General features: G+C 71.3%; 22 protein-coding genes. 18 read left to right on the forward strand and 4 right to left on the reverse strand.

Going from position 1 to position 22,889, the window contains the following annotated elements; all coding sequences use genetic code 11:
* Positions 1-243 precede the first annotated feature (243 nt).
* From BST11_RS15105 to BST11_RS15135, 7 genes are all read left to right on the forward strand, one after another.
* Entirely contained in the window at positions 244-1,530 is a 1,287-nt protein-coding gene (locus BST11_RS15105; RefSeq protein ID WP_083138742.1) for an NAD(P)/FAD-dependent oxidoreductase, read from the forward strand.
* 99 nt (positions 1,531-1,629) lie between these two features.
* Positions 1,630-2,103 (forward strand): GreA/GreB family elongation factor, encoded by a 474-nt coding sequence (locus BST11_RS15110; RefSeq protein WP_083138743.1) that lies wholly within the window; start codon positions 1,630-1,632, stop codon positions 2,101-2,103.
* Positions 2,104-2,179: 76 nt separating this feature from the next.
* Complete coding sequence (locus BST11_RS15115; protein ID WP_083138744.1) at positions 2,180-2,659, forward strand: STAS domain-containing protein; 480 nt, start codon at positions 2,180-2,182, stop codon at positions 2,657-2,659.
* Between the two features lie 65 nt (positions 2,660-2,724).
* On the forward strand, positions 2,725-3,900 hold the full coding sequence (locus BST11_RS15120) for an MSMEG_1130 family ribosome hibernation factor (protein ID WP_083138783.1): 1,176 nt from the start codon (positions 2,725-2,727) through the stop codon (positions 3,898-3,900).
* 449 nt (positions 3,901-4,349) lie between these two features.
* A complete protein-coding gene (locus BST11_RS15125; RefSeq protein WP_083138745.1) occupies positions 4,350-5,537 on the forward strand; it encodes a site-2 protease family protein in 1,188 nt (395 codons plus the stop codon).
* A 136-nt stretch (positions 5,538-5,673) separates the two neighbouring features.
* A complete protein-coding gene (locus tag BST11_RS15130) occupies positions 5,674-8,658 on the forward strand; it encodes an acyl-CoA synthetase (protein ID WP_244897664.1) in 2,985 nt (994 codons plus the stop codon).
* On the forward strand, positions 8,651-8,863 hold the full coding sequence (locus BST11_RS15135; RefSeq protein WP_067319632.1) for a Trm112 family protein: 213 nt from the start codon (positions 8,651-8,653) through the stop codon (positions 8,861-8,863). Before BST11_RS15130 ends, BST11_RS15135 begins: the two co-directional genes overlap by 8 nt.
* Here the strand turns inward: BST11_RS15135 and BST11_RS15140 are convergent.
* The 4 genes from BST11_RS15140 to BST11_RS15155 form a co-directional block, all read right to left on the reverse strand.
* Positions 8,829-9,452, reverse strand: a complete 624-nt coding sequence (locus BST11_RS15140) for a TetR/AcrR family transcriptional regulator (RefSeq protein WP_083138747.1) — start codon at positions 9,450-9,452, stop codon at positions 8,829-8,831. The genes BST11_RS15135 and BST11_RS15140 overlap by 35 nt on opposite strands.
* Entirely contained in the window at positions 9,452-10,207 is a 756-nt protein-coding gene (locus BST11_RS15145) for an ABC transporter permease (protein ID WP_244897661.1), read from the reverse strand. The genes BST11_RS15140 and BST11_RS15145 overlap by 1 nt, the downstream gene beginning before the upstream one ends.
* Positions 10,204-10,971, reverse strand: a complete 768-nt coding sequence (locus tag BST11_RS15150; protein WP_083138748.1) for an ABC transporter ATP-binding protein — start codon at positions 10,969-10,971, stop codon at positions 10,204-10,206. Before BST11_RS15150 ends, BST11_RS15145 begins: the two co-directional genes overlap by 4 nt.
* Positions 10,972-11,290: 319 nt before the next feature.
* The gene (locus BST11_RS15155) at positions 11,291-12,604 is read right to left on the reverse strand and encodes an ammonium transporter (RefSeq protein WP_083138749.1); all 1,314 of its coding nucleotides are present in this window, start codon (positions 12,602-12,604) and stop codon (positions 11,291-11,293) included.
* Between the two features lie 129 nt (positions 12,605-12,733).
* Here BST11_RS15155 and BST11_RS15160 point away from each other — a divergent pair, with 129 nt between their 5' ends.
* The 11 genes from BST11_RS15160 to BST11_RS15210 all read left to right on the forward strand — a co-directional run bounded on the left by BST11_RS15160 (position 12,734) and on the right by BST11_RS15210 (position 22,837).
* Positions 12,734-13,345: a DNA-3-methyladenine glycosylase gene (locus BST11_RS15160; RefSeq protein WP_083138750.1), complete on the forward strand. Its 612-nt coding sequence runs from the start codon at positions 12,734-12,736 to the stop codon at positions 13,343-13,345.
* Between the two features lie 11 nt (positions 13,346-13,356).
* Entirely contained in the window at positions 13,357-14,631 is a 1,275-nt protein-coding gene (gene tyrS / locus BST11_RS15165; RefSeq protein WP_083138751.1) for a tyrosine--tRNA ligase, read from the forward strand.
* A 67-nt stretch (positions 14,632-14,698) separates the two neighbouring features.
* Complete coding sequence (locus BST11_RS15170; protein ID WP_067319562.1) at positions 14,699-15,058, forward strand: DUF732 domain-containing protein; 360 nt, start codon at positions 14,699-14,701, stop codon at positions 15,056-15,058.
* 21 nt (positions 15,059-15,079) lie between these two features.
* Positions 15,080-15,790 (forward strand): hypothetical protein, encoded by a 711-nt coding sequence (locus BST11_RS15175; RefSeq protein ID WP_142276370.1) that lies wholly within the window; start codon positions 15,080-15,082, stop codon positions 15,788-15,790.
* The gene (locus tag BST11_RS15180; protein WP_083138752.1) at positions 15,787-16,782 is read left to right on the forward strand and encodes an HAD-IIA family hydrolase; all 996 of its coding nucleotides are present in this window, start codon (positions 15,787-15,789) and stop codon (positions 16,780-16,782) included. Before BST11_RS15175 ends, BST11_RS15180 begins: the two co-directional genes overlap by 4 nt.
* Positions 16,783-16,794: 12 nt before the next feature.
* The gene (locus BST11_RS15185; protein WP_083138753.1) at positions 16,795-16,980 is read left to right on the forward strand and encodes a hypothetical protein; all 186 of its coding nucleotides are present in this window, start codon (positions 16,795-16,797) and stop codon (positions 16,978-16,980) included.
* 8 nt (positions 16,981-16,988) lie between these two features.
* Positions 16,989-17,798 (forward strand): TlyA family RNA methyltransferase, encoded by an 810-nt coding sequence (locus tag BST11_RS15190; RefSeq protein WP_083138754.1) that lies wholly within the window; start codon positions 16,989-16,991, stop codon positions 17,796-17,798.
* Entirely contained in the window at positions 17,795-18,718 is a 924-nt protein-coding gene (locus tag BST11_RS15195) for an NAD kinase (RefSeq protein WP_083138755.1), read from the forward strand. The genes BST11_RS15190 and BST11_RS15195 overlap by 4 nt, the downstream gene beginning before the upstream one ends.
* Positions 18,718-20,487: a DNA repair protein RecN gene (gene recN, locus BST11_RS15200; protein ID WP_083138756.1), complete on the forward strand. Its 1,770-nt coding sequence runs from the start codon at positions 18,718-18,720 to the stop codon at positions 20,485-20,487. Before BST11_RS15195 ends, recN begins: the two co-directional genes overlap by 1 nt.
* A 191-nt stretch (positions 20,488-20,678) precedes the next feature.
* Positions 20,679-21,860: a putative cytokinetic ring protein SteA gene (steA, locus tag BST11_RS15205; protein WP_083138757.1), complete on the forward strand. Its 1,182-nt coding sequence runs from the start codon at positions 20,679-20,681 to the stop codon at positions 21,858-21,860.
* 32 nt (positions 21,861-21,892) lie between these two features.
* Entirely contained in the window at positions 21,893-22,837 is a 945-nt protein-coding gene (locus BST11_RS15210) for a copper transporter (RefSeq protein WP_083138758.1), read from the forward strand.
* Positions 22,838-22,889 lie beyond the last annotated feature (52 nt).

Genomic DNA, 22,889 nt, shown 5'->3' on the forward strand with positions numbered 1-22,889 from the left:
TCGTGTGTGGTCATCGACCCGCGTACGCATTCGGCGCCCGCCCGGCCGCGCCGCGCACGGTCGAACGCGTGCGCTCGGCGAATGCGCTGGGCGAACGCACCTCCACCGGGCCGGGCCCGGCGGTCATTGTCGGATGGCGACAACGGCCCGCGGCGGCGTTGTCCGGTTAGGGCAAGCCCGCCGCGCCCGCCCGCACCACCATGGGAATCGGAAACCAAAGCCCAGATTCTGGAGGTGTGTGTGATGGTCGGCGTCGATCGAATCGGCGGCGCACCGCGATCGGCAATCGTCGTAGGCGCGGGCATCGCGGGATTGTCGACGGCCTGGTTTTTGCAGGAGCGGGGGGTCGCGGTCACGGTGGTGGACCGCTCCGACCGGCCCGTCGGCGCCTCGTGTGGAAACGGGGGCTGGGTGGCCCCGGGACTGGCCCTCCCGTTGAACTCCCCGGACGTGTTGCGCCATGGGCTGCGCGCGTTGCGTGACTCGACCGCCCCGCTGCACTTCCCGCTGTCCGCCGAGACGGGGTCGCGGGTGTTCCTGACCCAGTTCCTGGCCAACAGCGAGCGCTCACCGTGGCAGCGGGCGATGCGGGCCAACGCGCCGCTCAACGCAGACGCCATCGAGGCCTTCGACGTGCTCGTCGCCAACGGCGTCGACGCGCCGGTGACCGACACACCGATCACCGCCGTCTTTCGCACAGCCGCTGAGGCGGAGCAACTGTCGTGGCAGCTTCGCCAGCTCGAAAATGACGGGCAGGCAACCCATGTCACCGCGTTGTCGGGCGAAGCGTTACGTGGGCGGATGCCCCTGGCGTCACCGGCGATCACGGCGGCGCTGAACGTCGACGGCCAGCGCTTCGCCGACCCGCGCCGGTTTCTGGATGCCCTGAGGCGCGCCGTGCTCGATTGGGGCGCGACGGTGCACCGGCTGGAAGCCGGCGACGTCGTCAGCTCGGGCAGCGAGGTCGCTGTGCACTCGCGCCGCCGGCCGCTGACCGCCGACGCGGCGGTGATCGCGACCGGGCCGCGGTTAGCGCGGCTGGCGGGGCGCTGGTTGCGCGTCCCGGTGCAGGTCGGTCGCGGCTACTCGTTCACCGTGCCCGTGGATCATCCGCTACCGGCTCCAATCTGCCTGCCGGGCGCCATGGTGGCGTGCACACCGCTGCAGGGCGCCATGCGCGTTTCGGGCACGCTGGAATTCCGTCACCCGCACCGGGCGGCCATCCGGGAACGGGTGGGCGCGATCGTCGCCTCGGCCGCCCCCCTGCTGGACGGAGTGCGCTGGGACGACCTGTTCGACGTGCGGGTGGATGCGTACGCGGTGACACCCGACGGCCTTCCCCTGATCGGCGAGGTGTCGCCCGGTGTCTACGTGGCCGGCGGACACGGCGTATGGGGCTTCGCGCACGGGCCGGTGACCGGTCGGCTGTTGGCCGAACAGATCACGACGGGCAAGCTCCCCGAGGCGCTGGCCCCGTTCGATCCGCTGCGCCTCGGCGGCGGCCGCCACTCCCGATATCCGGCGGCCTAACCCCCAAACCGCATCTTGACCACGGACCCGGAGTCGTCGGGCCGGCGGCACCGCCGCGCCCCGACGATTCCCTTACCCCGCGAAAGGACAGCAAGCACGATGACAAGCACCCAACGGTCGTTGACGCGCCAGGAATACGCCCGCCTGCAACGCGAGCTCGCCTCGCTGCGGCGCGGTAGCGAAGGCGCTGACGACGTCATGACATGCGACGTCGACCTCATGGGGCGGCAAGCTCGCATCCGCGAGATCGAGGCCTCGCTGACCGGCGCGGTCGTCGACGGGGATCCCGTCGGTCAGCCCGTCGCCCGGGCGGGCATGGTCGTGACGATGCGCTACGACGCCACCGGCGAAACCGAAACCTTCCTGCTCGGCAGGCGTGGCGCCGAGGGCGCCGCCATCACCGCGTACTCGATGGCGTCGCCGCTGGGCCGCGTGATCGTCGGGGCGCGTCCCGGTGACCAACGCGTGTACTCGATCCCTCACGAGGGGGGTCGCGTCGTGACGCTGCTGGAAGCCGTGCCCTACGAGTGGTATCGGCCGAAACCTCCCCGGCACGGGCCTTGCCGGCCGTGACGCGTGCGGCGCCGCGCCGCGCCGACACCCGAGCGAACCCGAATTACCGGTAACCACAAGTGAAATCGAGGTCTTCATGCTCACCGACTACAAACGCCATGACGAACTACGTTTTGACCCGCGTGCGGGCACCCAGCGCGTGCGGTCGGGCCACCCCGGCATGTCGCTGCGCGCACACTTCCAGCCGGGCCTGGTCGTGGTGCAGGTGACGGGGGCGATCGAGGAGTGCAATGCCGCCCGGCTGAACGACTACGTCACCGGGCTGGCCAACCCCGACCGCCCCCTGATCCTCGACCTTCGCGGGGTGAATTTCATCAACGACGACGGGTTCTATGCGCTGGTCAGGATCGCCGAGCACGCGCACCGGACCGGGATGGCCTGGGCGCTGGTGACCAGCGACGCCGTCGACCGGCTCCGCGGCTCCACCCGCAGTACCTACCGGCTACCCGTCGCGGCCTCGATGGAGGGGGCCATGCGGCGGTTGACGTTTCGCGACCCGGGTTGGTCCCTGCCGCACCGGGTGGCCACGACGACCAGGGAGCTCACGAGATGCTGACCCGAGCAGACGGATTGGCACACAGCGCAATTGGCCCACGGGCCGAGAAGAAAGAGGTGATGAACATGGTCGCGATCGAGTGGCTCGACCAAGACATTCTATGGGCCCTGTCCCGGCGAACCGACAAGCTGGGCGTCTTGTCGGTCTACCTCAACGCCGATCCGCGTCGGGACCCGACTTTGCACGGCGCGGCGATCGACGTGAAGAACCGATTCCGGGAGCTGCGCAGCCGCGTCCTCGAGGACAGAGGGGCCGAGGGGGGCCGAGACGTCGTTGCCGCGCTCGACCGGCTTTGGCCGCGAATCGAGGACCTGACAAGCCCGGCGGCATCGGGGCGAAGCCGAATTGTCTTCGCCGCGTTGAGCAGCGGGTGGACGCTGCGGCTGGAGAGCCCGATGCCGGTGAGCAATCGGGTGGTCCTGGGCGACGGTCCATTCATCCACCCGCTGCTGGAACTGCTCGACGAGGGGCGGGCGGCCGGCGTCGTCCTGATTTCGGAGAAGGAGGTCCGGCTGTTCGAATGGCGAGCGGGGTCATTGGGGCTGCTGCGGCGAATCGAACAGCCCTACGTTCAGGCGCCACATGAGCGCGCCGGACAGATCGGGGGCGGTCCCCAGGGGCAGTTCCACACACCGGTGCGCGAACAACGTCGGGCGCGTGAGCGCGACCGGATGCTGCAATTGTTGGAACGGGTCGCCGAAGTGGCCGCGGACCTCGCGGGATACCGCGGCTGGGAGCGGATACTCGTCAGTGGCGGCGAGCGCTGGACCGAGCCGGCGGTGGCGAGGTTCCCCCGGGCGCTTCGGGGCAAGGTGTTCGCGGACGCCCGGATCTTCAACGGGCGCAGCGACGCTGAACTGGCCGCGGCGGTGACCGAATGGGTTCACGACCAGCGCGCCGAGCACCAGCGGCAGCTGTTGGAACGGGTGCGCGATATCGCCGGGTCGGGGCGCGCGGCGCTGGGCTTGTCCGAGGTGACCGCGGCGCTGAACGCCGGCCGGGCCGCACACCTGGTGTACGACCCGCAGGTCCGCTACCAGGGCACCGTGGGCGCCGACGGGTCCCTCTACGGCGGTGACGAGGTCGGTCCGAACGGACATCCGGTGACCCCGGAGCCGCGGCTGACCGAGCGGCTGGTCGAACGCGCGCTGATGACCGGGGCCCGCATCATTCCCGTCGACGGCGCCGCCGAAACCGGGCTCAAGGACGCCGACGGCATTGCCGCGCTGCTGCGCTGGTAGGCACCGCCCACCAGGTATCGACCCCGGCGACGTGGCCCGCGCTTTTGCGCGGGCCACAAACGCGGGCCGCCCCTTTGTCGCGCTGCGACAAGTCAGCCCGCGCAATCCATACCATCATGGATTACGACGGCACCGGATCGGCAATGGAGTCGGTGAAATGCGCTCCGGCCGTGCGCAAGACGACCCTAGTTGACGTCGCACACACCAAAACACCGGTGCCCGAAACGCATACGCGAGAGCCGCCAAGAAAGGCAACCCATGACGATCACTGAGCATGTCGCCGCACCCCGCGTCGACGATCGCTGCAACGCCCTTATCGCGTTGCAGCGCTGGGAATCTGAAGGAGGGGCACTCCCGGCCCGAGACGACAATGGCGGCCACCCTTGGGGGCCGCTCCACCGCGGTGAGGGCCGGTCCGGCTTCCCGCGCCGAATAGAGAGGGAGCAACGATGAGATCAACGGTGAGGCTGGGCCGGATCGCCGGCGTGGCAGTCGGTGTGCACTGGAGCGTGCTGGCCATCGTGGCACTGCTGGTCGTCGGGTTGTCGACGCGCTTTCCCCGGATGGTCCCGGGATATCCGGGGGCGGCCTACCTGCTGGTCGCGTCGCTGGCCGCCGTGCTGTTCGTGCTGTCGCTGCTGGCCCACGAGATGGCCCACGCGATCGTGGCACAACGCAACGGCGTCGAGGTGGAGGGCATTACCCTGTGGCTGCTCGGCGGCGTCGCCCGGCTGCGCAGTGAAGCCAAGACGCCGGGCGCGGATTTCCGCATTTCCGCGATCGGGCCGGTCACCAGCCTGCTGGTGGCGGCGGTGTTCGGCGCCGCGGCGTGGGTGGCTGACCTGGCCGGCATGAGCGCGCTGGTGGTGGCGGTGCCCAGCTATTTGGCCGCGATCAACGTGGTGCTGGCGGTGTTCAACTCGATCCCGGCGGCGCCGCTGGATGGCGGTCGGATCCTGCGCGCCGGCGTGTGGGCCTGGCGGGGTGATCGGCTCGCCGCGACGGTGGCCGCGGCCCGGGCGGGGCGGGTCTTCGGATTCACCCTGATCGCGCTCGGCATCCTCAACGTGATCGGCGGCGCGGGCGGCGGCCTGTGGTGGATCCTGCTGGGATTGTTCGTGGTCACGATGGCCAGCGCGGAGGAGCACCAGGCCCGCAGCAGCACCGCGCTGGCCGGAATCCGGGTCCGCGACGTCATGGCCGCGCAGCCTGAGACGGTGGACGGCAACTTCACCGTCGCCGAGTTCCTCCGCGACATCGCGATGCTGCGCCGGCACTCGTCATTTCCGCTGCTCGACGAGGCCGGCAGGCTGCAGGGCCTGGTCACGCTGAACCGGATCCGCGCCGTGCCGGCCGAGCGGCGCGGGAGCACCCTGCTGAGCGACGTGGCGTGCCCGCCGGACGAGATTCCGCGGGCCAGACCCGAGGAACCGCTTTCGGAGCTGTTGCCCAGGCTGGGCGGCTGTACCGACGGCCGCGCGCTGGTGTTCGCCGGCGACACCATGGTCGGCATCGTTTCCCCCAGCGACATCAGCCGTGCGGCGGTGCTGCACGGCCTGGGCGTGCGGTTCGGCGCCGGGGGTGCCGACATCGCCGAAATGACGCCCAGGAGACCGGCCGCCGCGCTGATGAACTGAACCACCCCCGGGCACGGCCGGGCTCCCGGATCGTCGGCCCCGGCAAACAGCCTGGCCAGCGCCGCCGACTGCCCTGATGTGCCATGATGTCGGAGCTGTCAACACTCAGGGAGCAGCGGTGGATCTCAACATTTCGATGGTCACCCGACCGGTCGGGCGGCTGATCGCCACGGCGCAGAACGGCCTGGAGGTGCTGCGGCTGGGGGGCTTGGAAACCGAGAGCGTCCCGTCGCCGTCCCAGATCGTCGAGAGCGTTCCGATGTACAAGCTGCGGCGGTATTTCCCGCCGGACAGCCGGCCCGGGCAGGCACCGCCGGGCCCGCCCGTGCTGATGGTCCACCCGATGATGATGTCGGCGGACATGTGGGACGTCACGCGCCAGGACGGCGCGGTGGGCATCCTGCACGCCAACGGGCTGGACCCGTGGGTCATCGACTTCGGCTCACCGGACAAGGTCGAGGGCGGCATGCGCCGCAACCTCGCCGACCACATCGTCGCGCTGAGCCAGGCGATCGACACGGTCAAGGACGCCACGGGCAGCGACGTGCACCTGGTCGGCTATTCGCAGGGCGGGATGTGGTGCTACCAGGTCGCCGCGTACCGGCGGTCGAAGAACATCGCCTCCATCGTGGCCTTCGGCTCGCCGGTGGACACGCTGGCCGCCCTGCCGATGGGCATTCCGGCCAACTTCGGGGCGGCGGCAGCCAATTTCATGGCCGACCACGTCTTCAGCCGGCTGGCCATCCCAAGTTGGATGGCGCGCACCGGTTTTCAGCTGATGGATCCGCTCAAGACCGCCAAGGCCCGGGTGGACTTCGTGCGCCAGCTGCACGACCGGGAGGCGCTACTGCCGCGCGAGCAGCAGCGCAGGTTCTTGGAGCGCGAGGGCTGGATCGCGTGGTCGGGGCCGGCGATCTCCGAGCTGCTCAAGCAGTTCATCGCGCACAACCGCATGATGACCGGCGGCTTTGCCATCAACGGTCAGATGGTCACGCTCACCGACATCACCTGCCCGGTGCTGGCCTTCGTCGGCGAGGTGGACGACATCGGGCAGCCGGCCTCGGTGCGCGGCATCCGGCGGGCGGCGCCCTACGCCGAAGTCTACGAACGCCCCATCCGCACAGGACATTTCGGCCTGGTCGTCGGATCCAAGGCGGCGAAGGAGAGCTGGCCGACCGTCGCCGCGTGGGTGCGCTGGCTGTCCGAGGGCGGGGACAAGCCCGACGGCATCGACCCGATGGCCGACCAGCCGGCCGAACACACCGACAGCGGGGTCGCGCTGAGTTCCCGGATCGCACACGAGATCGGCGAGGCGTCCGAAGCGGCGCTGGGGTTGGTGCGCGGCGCGGCCAACACGGTCGCCGCCGCCAACAAGTCGATGCGCACCCTGGCCGTCGAGACGGTCCGCACGCTGCCGCGGCTGGTGCGGCTCGGTCAGATCAACGACCACACCCGAATCTCGTTGGGCCGCATCATCGACGAGCAGGCGCACGACGCCCCGCAGGGCGAATTCCTATTGTTCGACGGCCGCGTGCACACCTACGAGGCCGTCAACCGACGCATCAACAACGTGGTCCGCGGCCTCATCGAGGTCGGCGTGCGGCAGGGCGACCGGGTGGGCGTGCTGATGGAGACGCGGCCCAGCGCGCTCGTCGCCATCGCCGCGCTGTCGCGGCTCGGCGCCATCGCCGTGGTGATGCGGCCCGACGCCGACCTGGCAGCGTCGGTGCGGCTCGGGGGAGTGAGCGAGATCCTGACCGACCCCACCAATCTCGAAGCGGCGCGGCAACTTCCGGGCCAGGTGCTGGTGCTGGGCGGTGGCGAGGCGCGCGACCTGCACCTCCCCGAGGACGCGTCCGAAGGCCAAGTCATCGACATGGAGCAGATCGACCCGGACGCCGTCGAGCTCCCCGCGTGGTACCGCCCCAACCCCGGGCTGGCGCGTGACCTGGCGTTCATCGCGTTCAGCGCGGCCGGCGGCGAGCTGGTCGCCCGACAGATCACCAACTACCGGTGGGCGGTGTCGGCGTTCGGGACCGCGTCGACGGCATCGCTCGACCGGCGCGACACCGTCTACTGCCTGACGCCGCTGCACCACGAGTCCGCACTGCTGGTCAGCCTGGGCGGCGCGGTCGTCGGCGGCACCCGCATCGCGCTGTCGCGCGGCCTGCGTCCCGACCGGTTCGTGCAGGAAATCCGCCAGTACGGCGTGACGGTGGTGTCCTACACCTGGGCGATGCTGCGCGAGGTCCTGAACGATCCGGACGACCCCGCCTTCGTGCTGCACGGCAACCATCCGGTGCGGCTGTTCATCGGCTCGGGCATGCCGACCGGGCTGTGGCAGCGGGTCCTCGACGCGTTCGCCCCCGCCCACGTCGTCGAGTTCTTCGCCACCACCGACGGACAGGCGGTGCTGGCCAACGTGTCCGGCCACAAGATCGGCAGCAAGGGTCGCCCGCTGCCCGGCGTGGGACGCGTCGAGCTCGGGGCCTACGACGCCGAGCACGACCTGATCCTCGAGGACGAGCGGGGCTTCGTCCAGGTCGCCGCGCCTCACGAGGTCGGGGTGCTGCTGGCCGTGTCCAACGGGCCGATCGACCCGAACGCGTCGGTCAAGCGGGGGGTCTTCGCCCCCGCCGACACCTGGATATCGACCGAGTACCTGTTCTACCGCGACGGCGACGGCGACTACTGGCTGGCGGGCCGGCGCGGCTCGGTGGTGCACACCGCGCGGGGGATGGTGTTCGCCGAGCCCGTCACCGACGCGCTGAGCTGCATCAACGGCGTCGACCTCGCGGTCACCTACAACGTGCCGTACGGCGACCTGGATGTCGCGGTCTCGGCGGTGACGTTGTTGCCGGGGGCCAGCATCACCGCGGCGGACCTGACCGAAGCGCTCTCGGACCTGCCGATCGGGGTGGGACCCGACATCGTGCACGTGTGCCCGGAAATGACGTTGAGCGCGACCTACCGTCCGACCGTCAGCGCCCTGCGCGCGGCGGGGATCCCGAAGGCGAGACGCCAGGCGTGGTACTTCGACACCACCGGCGGGCAGTACCGCCGGTTGACGGCGGCCGTGCGGGCCGAATTGAGCGCCGTGTATCGAGGCGATGATGATTGATCAGACCCTGCTCGACATCCTGGTGTGCCCCCAGGACCGCGGTCCGCTGCTGCTGATCGACAACGAGCTCTACAACCCGCGGCTGCGGCGCGCCTACCGGATCGACGACGACATCCCGGTGCTGCTCATCGACGAGGCCCGCGACGTCGGCGACGACGAGCACGAGCGGCTCATGGCGCGGGCGCGTCCGGCAGATCCCCGGTGAGGTAGCGCTGCAGGTTCGGCGCGATCGTTCGCGCGATCTGGTCGGCCGGCAGCGACGCGAACGGCTCCACCTTGACGATGTAGCGCGCCATCACCACGCCCATCAGCTGCGACGCCACGAACTGCGCGCGGATCACGCCCGTGCCCGGCGGATTATCCACGCGCGCAGCCACTTCGGCGGTGACGACCTCCTGCAAAAAGGAGCGAGCCAGGCTCACTTCGGCGCCGGCGAGCAGGGACCGCAGCGTCGCGATAAGGCCGGCGCCCAGCTCGGAATCCCAGATCGGCAGCAACATCGACGGCAGTTGGTAGCCGAGCTCGTCGACCGGTACTTCGCGCAGGGGCACCAGCACCGTCATCGGATCGATCGGGATGCGGATGGCGGCGGCGAACAACTGCTGCTTGGTCCCGAAGTAGTGATGCACCAGCGCGGAGTCCACCCCGGCCCCGGCGGCGACCGCGCGTATAGACGTCCGGTCGATACCGTTGCGCGCGAACAGCTCTCGCGCACTGGCCAGGATCCGGTCCCGGGTGTCGGAGCTCCCGGCCGGCCGCCCGCGCCGCCGGCGGCCCGTGTTGGTAACCGCCACTACGGCGTCCGTCGCCGCAGGGTGGCCGCGGCCAGGCACAGCGCCGCGACCGCGAAGCCCAGCACGACGACGATGTCGCGCACCGCGGTGTAGGTCAGTTCCGGGTGCGCGCCCACCTGCTGCAGGGCCTCCAGCGCGTAGCTGGCGGGCAGCACGTTGCTGATCCACTGCAGCCAGTGCGCCATCAGCCCCCGCGGCACGATGATGCCGGCCAGCAGCAGCTGGGGGACCATCACCAGCGGGATGAACTGCACGGCCTGAAACTCGGTGCGCGCGAACGCACTACACAGCAGCCCCAGACCGACGCCCAGCATGGCGTTGATGATGGCGATCGCGAACACCCACACCGGGCTGCCGGCAGTGTTGAACCCGAGGCACCAGAACGACACGACGCAGGCCAGGATCGCCTGCGCCGCGGCGGCGACCGAAAACGCGCTGCCATAGGCGATCAGGAGGTCGAGCCGGCGCAGCGGCGTGGTCAGGATGCGCTCCAGCGTGCCGGACGCCCGCTCCCGCTGCATTGTGATCGACGTGATGATGAACATCACGAACAGCGGGAACAGGCCGAGCAGGATCAGGCAGGCGTTGTTGAACGGTGTCGGCGCGCCCGGCCGGTGCGGGGCGTTTTCGAACATGAAGTACATCAGCGTGATGACGAGCACCGGCACCACCAGGATCAGCGCGACGCTGCGGTGGTCGGCGGCGAGCTGACGCAGGATCCGCGCCGTGGTCGCGGTGTATCCCGTCAGGCTCATCCGGCTTTTTGCGTGGTGCTGCGCCTGATGATGGACAGAAACGCGTCCTCCAGTGACGGACATCCGGTGTCCTCTCGTAGTCGGTTAGGGGTGGTGTGCGCGACGAGGTGACCCTCGCGCATCAGCAACAAGTCGCCGCAGTGGTCGGCCTCGTCCATCACGTGGCTGGAGACCAGCAGCGTCGTGCCGCCGCGGGCGAGGGCGGCGAACTGCTCCCAGAGATCGACGCGCAGCACCGGGTCCAAGCCCACGGTGGGCTCGTCGAGCACGAGCAGCTCCGGCTGGCAGACCAACGCGCACGCCAGCGACGCCCGGGTGCGCTGGCCACCGGAGAGGTTGCCGCAGAAGGCCGTCCGGTGATCGGTGAGACCGACCCGCTCGATGGCGGCGTCGGCGGCCTCCGCGCCGAACCCGTAGAGCGCGGCGAAGTAGCGGACGTTGTCGACGATCCGCACGTCGTTGTAGATCGTCGGGTCCTGCGGCATGTACCCCACCCGGCGGCGCAGCGCGGGGCTGCCCGCCGGACGGCCCAGCACGGTGACGGCGCTCTTGGACGACACGATCTGGGTTCCGACGATGCAGCGCATCAGCGTGGTCTTGCCGCAGCCGGACGGGCCGAGGATGCCGGTGATGGTGCCCTGGGCGATCTGTACCGAAAAGTCGTGCAACACGGGGCGTTTGAAGCGCGTGACGCGCAGGTGCTCGATGCTGACCGCGAGAGGGCGGCCTCGCGCCAGTAATTCATCACTCGATGAACTCATCATGCGATGAATAATCGTCCTCGGCGGCCGGGTTGTCAAGGGTGGGGCGCCGGCCCGGGGGCTCGGGCGCTGCGTTCACAGTCGCGCCCTGGGTTCACAGTCGCGGCCCTGCGGTCACCGCACCCCTGCCGCACCGTTTTGGGTGTGAAGCCTGGGCGGCGCAATCGGCCGAAATGCCGCCCGGTGTTCACACCGAAAGCCGTGGGCTCACACCCAGCGCCCTGCATTCACACCCGAAGCCTCGACCACCCCAGCCGTGCGATATCGCCGGCGATATCGCAATCCGCAATCACCTCATGACCGGCTCACGGTGCTGGTGTGACTACTGATGCAGCTGAGGGTCCGCCGCCTCCGCCTCGGCTGTCCTGCGTCCGCCGAATTCCGGGCGGTGCAACGGCGAGTGTCCGTGCACACCCTCGGCGTAGGCGGTCTCGGCGTGCTGGGCGAGGTCGATGCCGGTGGTCTCGTCCTCGGCGCTGAGACGGAAGCCCATGATCCGGTCGACCACCTTGGCGAGAACGAACGACGCCGTGAACGCGTAGACCGCGACCGCGACGATCGCGAGCGCCTGCTTGCCCAGCAGGCCGAAGCCGCCGCCGAACAGGACACCTCGCGGACCCGACGTCATCACCGCGGTGGCGAGCAGCCCGATCAGCGACACACCGACGACGCCGCCGACGAAGTGCACCCCGACCACGTCGAGCGAATCGTCGTAGTTGAAGCGGAATTTCGCGCCCACCGCGAAGGAGCACACGACGCCCGCCGCGACGCCGACCGCCGCCGCGCCGAGCGTGTTCACGGTCCCGCACGACGGGGTGATGGCGACCAGCCCGGCCACCACGCCGGACGCCGCGCCGAACGTCGTGGGCCTGCCGTCGCGGACGCGCTCGACCGACAGCCAGCCGAGCATGCCGAGGCAACCGGCGACGAGCGTGTTCAAAAAGATGGCCGCGGCCGTTCCGCTGGCGGCCAGCGCCGAGCCCGCGTTGAACCCGAACCAGCCGAACCACAGCAGCCCGACCCCGAGCAACACGAACGGCAGGTTGTGCGGCCGCATCGCTTCCTTCTTGAAGCCGATGCGGGGGCCGACCACCAGCGCCAGCGCCAGGGCCGACGCCCCGGAGACGATTTCGACGACGAGTCCGCCCGCGTAGTCGAGCACGCCCAGCTTGGCCAGCCAGCCGCCGGGCCCCCATACCCAGTGCGCCACAACGGAATACACCACGACCGCCCACACCGTGACGAACACCATCCAGGCGGCGAACCTGGCGCGGTCGGCGATCGCGCCGCTGACCAGCGCGGCCGTCACGATCGCGAACGCCAACTGGAACGTGGCGTAGAGCAGTTCGGGCACCGCGCCGTGGACCGTGTCGGGGGCGATGCCGAGCATCCCGATGTGTCGGAGATTGCCGACCAGCCCGTCCGCCCCGTCGTCGGAGAAGGCGATGGTGTAGCCGACCAACAGCCACGCCAGGGTCACCAGCGGGATGGAGATGAAGCTCATCATGATCATGTTGAGCACCCCGGTGCTGCGGACCATCCCGCCGTAGAAGATCGCCAGGCCGGGGGTCATCAGCAGGACCAGTGCGGTGCTGGCCAGCAGCCACGCGGTGGCGGCGGGATCGATCGAATGCACCGAGATACCATGTCCGGCCCACGTTTCAGCCGTGCGGCAACGCGGTTACCGCCATGTTTCGTGTTGCCGGGGGGTTACAGAAAGCTCACTTTGGAGCCCGCGGCCCCCGTGCCCTAGGGTGATTCATCCATGCAGGTAGAGGCGATAGGCGTCGACCCGGTCACCGCCGCGCACCGACTTCTCGGCGCCACGCTGACCGGTCGGGGCGTGCGCGCCGTCGTCGTCGAAGTGGAGGCCTACGGCGGGGTTCCCGACGGCCCCTGGCCGGACGCCGCGGCCCACTCCTACCGCGGCCGCAACGGCCGCAACGCCGTCATGTTCGGGCCGCCCGGGCGGCTCTACACCTACCGCAGCCACGGCATCCACGTCTGCGCCAACGTGTCGTGCGGGCCCGACGGCACCGCCGCGGCCGTCCTGCTGCGCGCGGCGGCCATCGAGGACGGAGCCGACGCCGCCCGTGCCCGCCGCGGTGAGCTGGTGCGCGCCACCGCGCTGGCGCGCGGCCCGGGCAACCTGTGCTCGGCGCTGGGAATCACCATGGACGACAACGGGATCGACCTGTTCGACCCGGGCAGCCCCGTCACCCTCGAGCTGCACGACCCGCTGACCGCCGTGTCCGGCCCCCGCGTCGGGGTCAGCCAGGCCGCCGACCGGCCGTGGCGATTCTGGCTGGCCGGGCGGCCCGAAGTGTCGGCCTACCGGCGAAGTCCGCGGGCTCCCGCCCCCGGGACCAGCGACTAGAGTTTGGCGCGATGTCTTCCGGGATCCTCGACGAGCTGGCCTGGCGCGGGCTGATCGCCCAGTCCACCGACCTCGACGCGCTGGCCGCCGAGGCGCGGCGCGGGCCGATGACGGTCTACGCCGGGTTCGACCCCACCGCGCCCAGCCTGCACGCCGGGCACCTGGTCCCGCTGCTGGCGTTGCGCCGCTTCCAGCGCGCCGGCCACCGCCCGATCGTGCTGGCCGGCGGGGCCACCGGCATGATCGGCGACCCCCGCGACGCCGGCGAGCGCAGCCTCAACGAGGCCGACACCGTCGCCGCATGGACCGAGCGCATCCGCGGCCAGCTGGAGCGCTTCGTCGACTTCGAGGACACCTCGCCGACCGGGGCCCTCGTCGTCGACAACCTGGACTGGACGGGCCCGCTGTCGGCCATCGAGTTCCTGCGCGACATCGGCAAGCACTTCTCGGTCAACGTGATGCTGGACCGCGACACCGTCCGGCGCCGCCTGGAGGGCGAGGGCATCTCGTACACGGAGTTCAGCTACATGCTGTTGCAGGCCAACGACTACGTGGAGCTGCACCGGCGGCACGGCTGCACGCTGCAGATCGGCGGCTCCGATCAGTGGGGCAACATCATCGCCGGCGTGCGCCTGGTCCGCCAGAAGCTCGGCGCGACGGTGCACGCGCTGACCGTCCCGCTGGTGACCGCCGCCGACGGCACCAAGTTCGGCAAGTCCACCGGGGGCGGCAGCCTGTGGCTGGACCCCCAGATGACCACCCCGTACGCCTGGTACCAGTACTTCGTCAACACCGCCGACGCCGACGTGATCCGCTACCTGCGGTGGTTCACCTTCCTGTCGGCCGACGAGCTGGCCGAGCTGGAAGCCGCGACGGCCGAGCGCCCGCAGCGGCGCGCCGCCCAGCGCCGGCTGGCGCGCGAGCTGACCGTGCTGGTGCACGGGGAGGCGGCCACCGAGGCGGTCGAGCACGCCAGCCGGGCCCTGTTCGGGCAGGGCGAGCTGGACCGGCTGGACGAGGCGACGCTGGCCGCGGCGCTGCGCGAGACCCCGGTCGCCGAGCTCAAGCCCGGCAGCCCCGACGGCATCGTCGACCTGCTGGTGGCCAGCGGCCTGTCGGCCAGCAAGGGAGCCGCGCGCCGCACGATCGGCGAGGGCGGCGTCTCGGTCAACAACGTCCGCATCGACAGCGAGGAGTGGGCGCCTCGGCCCTCGGACTTCCTGCACGGCCGGTGGCTGGTGCTGCGGCGCGGCAAGCGCAACATCGCGGGCATAGAGAAGGTCTAGAGAAGCTCTAGCGGCTAGGCCAAACCTTTACCGCGCCGTGCCCCGGACGTGACCGGCGCCGACCACTGTGGTCACGGTGACTGGCGCGACGCGGGTGCTGCGGGCCGTCGGGGTGGGTGCGGGCGTGGCCGGGCTGGCGGCGGCGCTGGCCGCGCCGGTCCACGCCGACCTGATGGGCGACGCGTTCCTGCGGGCCCTGACCAACGCGGGCGTTCCGGTTTTCGAGCCGGACAGCGCGACGGCGCGGGGGCAGTCGGTGTGCCCGCTGCTCGTGCAGCCGGGTGGGTCGTTCGACTCCGTGCTCGCCGCGATGGCCGACGGCGGCGGGCTGTCGCACGACGCGGCCGGCGTGTTCACCATCATCGCGATCGCAACCTATTGCCCGGCGGTGCTGGCGCCGTTGCTGTCCAACCGGGTCCCCGCCTAACCACGTCGTATTCTCGGCTGCGTGATCGACAACGGGCAGCGGCGTGGGCCGCGCAAGGAGCGCGCGGCCCGGGACGGCCCCCCGATACCGCCCGGCGTGGAGGCCAACCAGCTGGCGCCCGAGATCCGGCGCGAGCTGAGCACCCTGGACCGCGCCACCGCCGACGCGGTGGCGCGCCACCTGGTCGCCGCGGGCGAGCTGCTCGACGACGACCCCGAGGCCGCGCTGAGTCACGCCCGCGCGGCGCGCGCCCGCTCCAGCAGGATCGCCGCGGTGCGCGAGGCCGTTGGCATCGCCGCCTACCGCTGCGGCGACTGGTCCCAGGCGCTGGCCGAATTGCGCGCCGCCCGAAGGATGGGCAGCAAGTCGCTGCTGTTGCCGCTGATCGTGGATTGCGAACGCGGGCTTGGCCGCCCGGAGCGGGCGATCGAACTTGCGCGCGGCCCCGAGGCGGCCCAGCTGTCCGGTGACGACGCCGACGAGTTGCGCATCGTCGCCGCCGGCGCCCGTGCGGACCTGGGCCAGCTGGAGCAGGCGCTGACGATCCTGTCCACGCCGCAGCTGGACCCCAACCGCACGGGCTCGACGGCGGCGCGGCTGTTCTACGCCTACGCCGACACGCTGCTGGCGCTGGACCGCAAAGACGATGCGCTGCAATGGTTTCTGCGCTCGGCGGCCGCCGACATCGACGGCGAAACCGACGCCGAGGAACGAGTCGGCGAACTCGCGTGAAAAACCTTGCGCAACAATACGATTGCCTGCTTATCGATCTGGACGGGACGGTCTTTCGCGGCGCGCGGCCCACCGAGGGCGCGGTGCGGGCGCTCGACGAGGTCACCGGCCGCAAGCTGTATGTCACCAACAACGCCTCGCGCAGCGCCGACGAGGTGGCGTCGCACCTGCGCGACCTGGGCTTCGCCGCCACCGGTTCGGACGTCGTCACCAGCGCGCAGAGCGCGGCCGGGTTGCTGGCGGGCGAGTTGGCGCCGGGCTCGCGGGTGCTGATCGTGGGCACCGACGCGTTGGCCGACGAGATCGCCGCGGTCGGGCTGTGCCCGGTGCGCCGCTACGAGGAGGACCCGGTCGCGGTCGTACAGGGGCTGTCCACCACCATCGGCTGGCCGGACCTCGCGGAGGCCGCGCTGGCGATCCGGGCGGGCGCGCTGTGGGTAGCGGCCAACGTCGACCCCACGTTGCCCACCGAGCGGGGCCTGCTGCCCGGCAACGGATCGTTCGTGGCGGCGCTGCGGGCGGCCACCGGCGCCGAACCGCGGGTCGCGGGCAAGCCGGCGCCGCGGCTCCTGCGGGACGCGGTGGGCCGCGGCGATTTCCGCGCGCCGCTGGTGGTCGGGGACCGGTTGGACACCGACATCGAGGGCGCCAACGCCGCCGGGCTGCCCAGCCTGATGGTGCTCACCGGCGTCAGCACCGTGCGGGACGCGGTCTACGCCGCCCCCGCCTGCCGGCCGACCTACATCGGGCACGACCTGCGCTCGCTGCACGAGGACGGCGACGCGCTCGCGGTGGGCCCGCAGCCGGGCTGGCGGGTCGACGCCGGGGACGGCGCGGTGACCGTCCGCGCCGACGGCGCGGACGAGGGGGACGGGCTGGCGGTGGTCCGCGCGGTCGCCGCCGCGGTGTGGGACGCCCGAGGCGACGACGTGCGCGTCCGGGCCGCCGACGACCGCGCCCGCGACGCGCTGCGGCGGTGGTGTCTGGACTAGCGTAGGTACGCCATGACTATCGATCCCGATCGAATTCGCGCTGAAATCGACGCCCTGCTGGCCCAGCTGCCCGAGCCCGGGGACGCGCCAAGCCCGGAGGACGGGCCGTCGCTCGCCCAGCTCGAGGAGATCGCGCGCCGGCTGTCCGAGGCGCACGACGTGCTGCTGGCCGCGCTGGAGTCGGCGGAGAAGGGCTGAGCGCGGCCGTGGCACGGCGCGCCCGCGTCGACGCCGAGCTGGTCCGCCGGGGGCTCGCGCGGTCCCGCCAGCAGGCCGCGGAGTTGATCGGCGCCGGCAAGGTGAGCATCGACGGCCTGCCGGCCCGCAAGCCCGGCACCGCCGTCGACGTCACCGCGGCCCTGACCGTCGCCCCCGACATCGGGCGCAGCTGGGTGTCGCGCGGCGCGCACAAGCTCATCGGCGCCCTGGACGCCTTCGGCATCCCGGTCGAGGGCCGGCGCTGCCTGGACGCCGGCGCGTCGACGGGCGGGTTCACCGAGGTGCTGCTGGACCGCGGGGCCGCCGAGGTGGTGGCCGCGGACGTGGGGTACGGGCAGCTGGCCTGGTCCCTGCGCTGCGATCCCCGGGTCGCCGTCGCCGAGCGGACCAACGCCCGCGACCTGGCGCCCGATGCGATCGGCGGGCCCGTCGACCTGGTGGTGGCCGACCTGTCGTTCATCTCCCTGGCCACCGTGCTGCCCGCGCTGATTGGATGCGCCCGGCCCAGCGCGGATATCGTTCCCATGGTGAAGCCGCAGTTCGAGGTGGGCAGGGGTCGGGTCGGCGCCGGCGGCGTCGTGCGCGACCCCAACCTGCGCGCCGACGCCGTGCTGGCCGCGGCGCGCCGCGCCGGGGAGCTGGGCTGGCCCGCCGTCGACGTCACCGCCAGCCCGCTGCCGGGCCCGTCGGGCAACGTCGAATACTTTCTGTGGTTGCGCGCCCAGACGGAGCGCGCACTATCGGGTGAGGGGTTGGTGGCCGCGGTGCGGCGCGCGGTGAGTGAGGGACCGGCATGAGCTCTGAGCGCACCGTCCTGCTGGTCGTCCACACCGGCCGCGACGAGGCGACGGAAACCGCGCGGCGGGTGGAGAAGGTGCTGGGCGACAACGGGATTGGGTTGCGCGTGCTTTCCGCCGAGGCCGTGGACCGGGGATCGCTGCACCTGGCTCCCGACGACATGCGGGCCATGGGCGTCGAAATCGAGGTGGTCGACGCCGACCCCCAGGCGGCCGAGGGCTGCGAGCTGGTGCTGGTGCTCGGCGGCGACGGCACCTTCCTGCGGGCGGCCGAACTGGCCCGCAACGCCGGGATCCCGGTGCTGGGCGTCAACCTGGGCCGGATCGGCTTTCTGGCCGAGGCGGAGGCGGAGGCCATCGACCGGGTGCTCGACCACGTGGTGGCCCGCGACTACCGGGTGGAGAACCGCCTGACGCTGGACATCATGGTGCGCCACCGGGGCCGCGTCATCGAGCACGGGTGGGCGCTGAACGAAGCCAGCCTGGAAAAGGGCCCGCGGCTCGGGGTGCTGGGCGTGGTCGTCGAGATCGACGGGCGCCCGGTGTCGGCGTTCGGCTGCGACGGCGTGTTGGTGTCGACACCTACCGGGTCCACCGCCTACGCGTTCTCCGCGGGCGGCCCGGTGCTGTGGCCCGACCTCGAGGCAATCCTGGTGGTGCCCAACAACGCTCACGCGCTGTTCGGGCGGCCCATGGTCACCAGCCCCGAGGCCACCATCGCGATCGAGATCGAGGCCGGCGGCCACGACGCCCTGGTGTTCTGCGACGGCCGCCGCGAGATGCGGATACCGGCCGGCAGCCGCATCGAGGTGACCCGCTGCGACACCCCGGTCAGGTGGGCGCGGCTGGACAGCGCGCCGTTCACCGACCGCCTGGTGCGCAAATTCCGGTTGCCCGTGACCGGTTGGCGCGGGAATTAATGCTGACCGAACTTCGCATCGAGTCGCTGGGCGCCATCAGCGTCGCGACCGCGGAGTTCGGTCGCGGCCTGACCGTGCTCACCGGGGAGACGGGCGCCGGCAAGACGATGGTGGTGACCGGGCTGCACCTGCTCGGCGGCGCCCGCGCCGACGCCACCCGGGTCCGGTCCGGGGCCGAGCGCGCGATCGTCGAAGGCCGTTTCACCACAAGCGATCTCGACGACCTCGCGGCGGCCCACCTGGACGAGATGCTCGACGCGTCGGGCGCCGAGCGCGACGAGGACGGCAGCGTGATCACGCTGCGCTCGGTCAGCCGGGACGGCCCCTCGCGCGCCTACCTGGGCGGCCGCAGCGTGCCCGCCAAGTCGCTGAGCGGCTTCACCACCGAGCTGCTGACCCTGCACGGGCAGAACGACCAGCTGCGGCTGATGCGCCCCGAGGAACAACGCGGCGCCCTGGACCGTTTTGCCGACGCCGCCTCCGCTCTGGAGCGCTACCGCAAGCTGCGCGACGCCTGGCTCACCGCGCGCCGCGACCTCGCCGACCGCCGCGACCGCGCCCGCGAACTGGCCCAGGAGGCCGACCGGCTGAAGTTCGCGCTCGACGAGATCGACGCCGTCGACCCGCGGCCCGGCGAGGACGACGCGCTCGTCGCCGACATCCTGCGCCTCTCCGAGCTGGACACGCTGCGCGAGGCCGCCGCCACCGCGCGCGCCGCGCTGTCCGCCGACGACCCCGACGCGTTCGGCACCACCGCGACCGACGGCCTGGGAAGGGCGAGGGCCGCGCTGGAGTCCGCCGACGACGCGACGCTGCGGGCGCTGGCCGCCCAGATCGGCGAGGCGCTGACGGTGGTCGCCGACGCCGCGCACGAACTCGGCGGGTTCCTGGACGAGCTGCCGGTCGACGCCAGCGCGCTGGAGTCCAAGCTCGCCCGCCAGGCCCAGCTGCGCATGCTGACGCGCAAGTACGCCGCCGACATCGACGGCGTGCTGCGATGGGCCCGCGAGTCGCGGGAACGGCTGGCCCAGCTCGACGTCTCCGAGGAGGGCCTGGCGGCCCTGGAACGCCGCGTGGACGAGCTGGCCCGCGAACTGGGCGGGGCCGCGGTCGATCTCGGCAAGACCCGGCGCAAGGCCGCCAAGCGGCTGGCCAAGGAGGTGACCGCGGAGCTGTCCGCGCTGGCGATGGCCGACGCCGAGTTCACCGTCGACGTCGCGACGGACATCGTCCCGGGAGCGGCCGGACCGGGCGACCCCGCCATCCTCCGGCTGCCCTCGGGCGAGCTCGTCCGGGCCGGCGCCGACGGCGTCGACCAGGTCGAGTTCGGCTTCGCCGCCCACCGCGGCATGACGGTGCTGCCGCTCGCCAAGAGCGCGTCGGGCGGCGAGCTGTCGCGCGTGATGCTCGCGCTCGAGGTGGTGCTCGCCGCGTCGCGCAGGATCTCGGTGGGCACCACGATGGTGTTCGACGAGATCGACGCCGGCGTCGGCGGCCGGGCCGCGGTGCAGATCGGGCGGCGGCTGGCCCGGCTGGCCCGCACCCACCAGGTCATCGTCGTCACCCATCTGCCACAGGTGGCGGCTTACGCCGACGTGCACCTGGTGGTGCACGGCACCGGGCCGAACGGCGCCAGCGGGGTGCGGCGGGTCAGCGACGACGACCGGGTGGCCGAGCTGGCCCGGATGCTGGCCGGGCTGGGCGAGTCGGACAGCGGCCGCGCCCACGCCCGCGAACTGCTCGACGCCGCCCAAGCCGACCAGATCTGACCCCCGCCGAGCCCCCTCTCCTCGCGAGCGCGCGGGTCGGCACGACACGCCGAAAAGCCCGTACATTTGCGGGCGCTCGCGCGACCGAGCCGTGACCGGCTTGTGACTGCTGTGACTCTAGATAACTTCTGAGGCCAATGTTACGGCGCGCCTCCACGCGTCACCCGCGCTTCGACTAGAGAATCGCCCCCATGAAGATGTCAGGACTGCTCTCGCGTAATACGACCCGGCCGGGCCTGACGGGCACCGCCCGGGTCGACCGGAACATCGACCGCCTGCTGCGCAGGGTGTGTCCCGGCGACATCGTCGTCCTCGACATCCTCGACCTGGACCGCATTACCGCCGACGCGCTGGTGGAGGCCGACGTCGCAGCCGTCGTCAACGCCTCGCCGTCGGTGTCGGGCCGCTACCCCAACCTCGGGCCCGAGGTGCTGGTCAACAACGGCGTGACCCTCATCGACGAGACCGGGCCGGACGTCTTCAAGAAGGTCAAGGACGGCGCCAAGGTTCGCCTGTACGAGGGCGGGGTGTATTCCGGCGACCGCCGGCTGGTGCGCGGCACCGAACGCACCGACCACGACATCGCCGACCTGATGCGGGAGGCCAAGAGCGGCCTGGCCGCCCACCTGGAGGCGTTCGCCGGCAACACCATCGAATTCATCAAGAGCGAAAGCCCGCTGCTGATCGACGGCATCGGCATCCCCGACATCGACGTCGACCTGCGCCGCCGGCACGTGGTGATCGTGGCCGACGAGCCCACCGCCGCCGACGACCTGCGCTCGCTCAAGCCGTTCATCAAGGAGTACCAGCCGGTGCTCATCGGCGTCGGTCCCGGCGCGGATGTGTTGCGCAAGGCCGGATATCGGCCGCAGATCATCGTCGGCGACCCCGATCAGATCAGCACCGAGGCCCTCAAGTGCGGCGCCCACGTCGTGCTGCCCGCCGACGCCGACGGTCACGCGGCCGGCCTGGAGCGAATCCAGGACCTGGGCGTCGGGGCGATGACGTTTCCGGCCGCGGGATCGGCCGTCGACCTGGCGTTGCTGCTGGCCGACCACCACGGCGCCGCGTTGCTCGTGACCGCCGGCCACACCGCCAACATCGAGACGTTCTTCGACCGCACGCGCGCGCAGAGCAACCCCTCGACGTTTTTGACCCGCCTGCGGGTGGGGGAGAAGGTGGTGGACGCCAAGGCCGTTGCCACCCTGTACCGCAACCACATTTCGGCGGGCGCCATCGCGCTGCTGGCGCTGACGATGCTGATCGCCGTGATCGTGGCGCTATGGGTGTCGCGCACCGACGCCACGGTGCTGCACTTTGTCGTCGATTACTGGAATCGCTTCTCCCTCTGGGTGCAGCACTTGGTCACCTAAACCGGCCCTAAACCAGCGAGGACGGTGCTTCCATGATCTCGTTACGCCAACACGCGCTGTCACTGGCCGCCGTCTTCCTGGCGCTGGCAGTCGGAGTGGTGCTGGGCTCCGGATTCTTGTCGGACAGCTTGCTGTCCAGCCTGCGTGCCGAGAAGCGTGACCTGTACACACAGATCAGCGGGCTCAACGACCAAAAGAACGTGCTGAACCAAAAGCTCGCCGCCGCAAACAATTTCGACAACCAGCTGGCCGGCCGGATCGTGCACGACGCGCTGGGGGGCAAGTCGGTGGTCGTCTTCCGCACCCCGGACGCCAAGGACGACGACGTCGCCGCGGTCACCAAATTCATCGGCCAGGCCGGCGGCACGGTCTCGGGAACGGTGTCGCTGACGCAGGAGTTCGTCGACGCCAACTCCGCGGAGAAGCTGCGCACCGTGGTCAACTCGTCGGTCCTGCCCGCCGGGCAGCAGTTGAGCACCAAGCTCGTCGACCAGGGCTCACAGGCCGGCGACCTGCTGGGCATCGCGCTGCTGATCAGCGCCGACCCCGCGCTGCCGCCCGTGGGCGACCCCGAGCGCGACACCGTGCTGGCGTCGCTGCGCGAAACCGGGTTCATCACCTACCAGCCCGCCGACCACGTGGCGGCGGCCAACGCCGCGCTGGTCGTCACCGGCGGCGCGCTGCCGCAGGACGCCGGCAACCAGGGCGTGAGCGTGGCCCGGTTCTCCGCCGCGCTGGCCCCGCACGGGTCCGGCACCCTGCTGGCCGGGCGCGACGGTTCGGCCACGGGAGGCGCCGCGGTCGCCGTGACCCGCGCCGACCCCGGCATGTCGTCGGCGATCAGCACCGTCGACGACGTCGACGCCGCGCCGGGGCGGATCACCGCCGTGCTGGGCCTGCACGACCTGATCAACGGCGGGCACGTCGGGCAGTACGGCACCGGGCACGGGGCCAGTTCGATCACGGTGCCCCAGTAGCGCCCAGTAACCGCCTTTGCTAGGGCGTGTTCGCGGCGGCACGCCGTGCCGG

Origin of the sequence: Mycobacterium alsense, assembly GCF_002086635.1 — a bacterium.
GTDB lineage: Bacteria > Actinomycetota > Actinomycetes > Mycobacteriales > Mycobacteriaceae > Mycobacterium > Mycobacterium alsense.

Excerpts from the sequence above, each read along its gene's own strand:
- BST11_RS15195 (WP_083138755.1), top strand. The coding sequence starts at position 17,795 with ATGAGCTCTGAGCGCACCGTCCTGCTGGTCGTCCACACCGGCCGCGAC.
- BST11_RS15185 (WP_083138753.1), top strand. The coding sequence starts at position 16,795 with ATGACTATCGATCCCGATCGAATTCGCGCTGAAATCGACGCCCTGCTG.
- BST11_RS15135 (WP_067319632.1), top strand. The coding sequence starts at position 8,651 with ATGATTGATCAGACCCTGCTCGACATCCTGGTGTGCCCCCAGGACCGC.
- BST11_RS15120 (WP_083138783.1), top strand. The coding sequence starts at position 2,725 with ATGGTCGCGATCGAGTGGCTCGACCAAGACATTCTATGGGCCCTGTCC.
- BST11_RS15130 (WP_244897664.1), top strand. The coding sequence starts at position 5,674 with ATGGTCACCCGACCGGTCGGGCGGCTGATCGCCACGGCGCAGAACGGC.
- BST11_RS15125 (WP_083138745.1), top strand. The coding sequence starts at position 4,350 with ATGAGATCAACGGTGAGGCTGGGCCGGATCGCCGGCGTGGCAGTCGGT.
- BST11_RS15110 (WP_083138743.1), top strand. The coding sequence starts at position 1,630 with ATGACAAGCACCCAACGGTCGTTGACGCGCCAGGAATACGCCCGCCTG.
- BST11_RS15160 (WP_083138750.1), top strand. The coding sequence starts at position 12,734 with ATGCAGGTAGAGGCGATAGGCGTCGACCCGGTCACCGCCGCGCACCGA.
- recN (WP_083138756.1), top strand. The coding sequence starts at position 18,718 with ATGCTGACCGAACTTCGCATCGAGTCGCTGGGCGCCATCAGCGTCGCG.
- BST11_RS15210 (WP_083138758.1), top strand. The coding sequence starts at position 21,893 with ATGATCTCGTTACGCCAACACGCGCTGTCACTGGCCGCCGTCTTCCTG.
- BST11_RS15145 (WP_244897661.1), bottom strand. The coding sequence starts at position 10,207 with ATGAGCCTGACGGGATACACCGCGACCACGGCGCGGATCCTGCGTCAG.
- BST11_RS15115 (WP_083138744.1), top strand. The coding sequence starts at position 2,180 with ATGCTCACCGACTACAAACGCCATGACGAACTACGTTTTGACCCGCGT.
- BST11_RS15150 (WP_083138748.1), bottom strand. The coding sequence starts at position 10,971 with ATGATGAGTTCATCGAGTGATGAATTACTGGCGCGAGGCCGCCCTCTC.
- BST11_RS15105 (WP_083138742.1), top strand. The coding sequence starts at position 244 with ATGGTCGGCGTCGATCGAATCGGCGGCGCACCGCGATCGGCAATCGTC.
- steA (WP_083138757.1), top strand. The coding sequence starts at position 20,679 with ATGAAGATGTCAGGACTGCTCTCGCGTAATACGACCCGGCCGGGCCTG.
- tyrS (WP_083138751.1), top strand. The coding sequence starts at position 13,357 with ATGTCTTCCGGGATCCTCGACGAGCTGGCCTGGCGCGGGCTGATCGCC.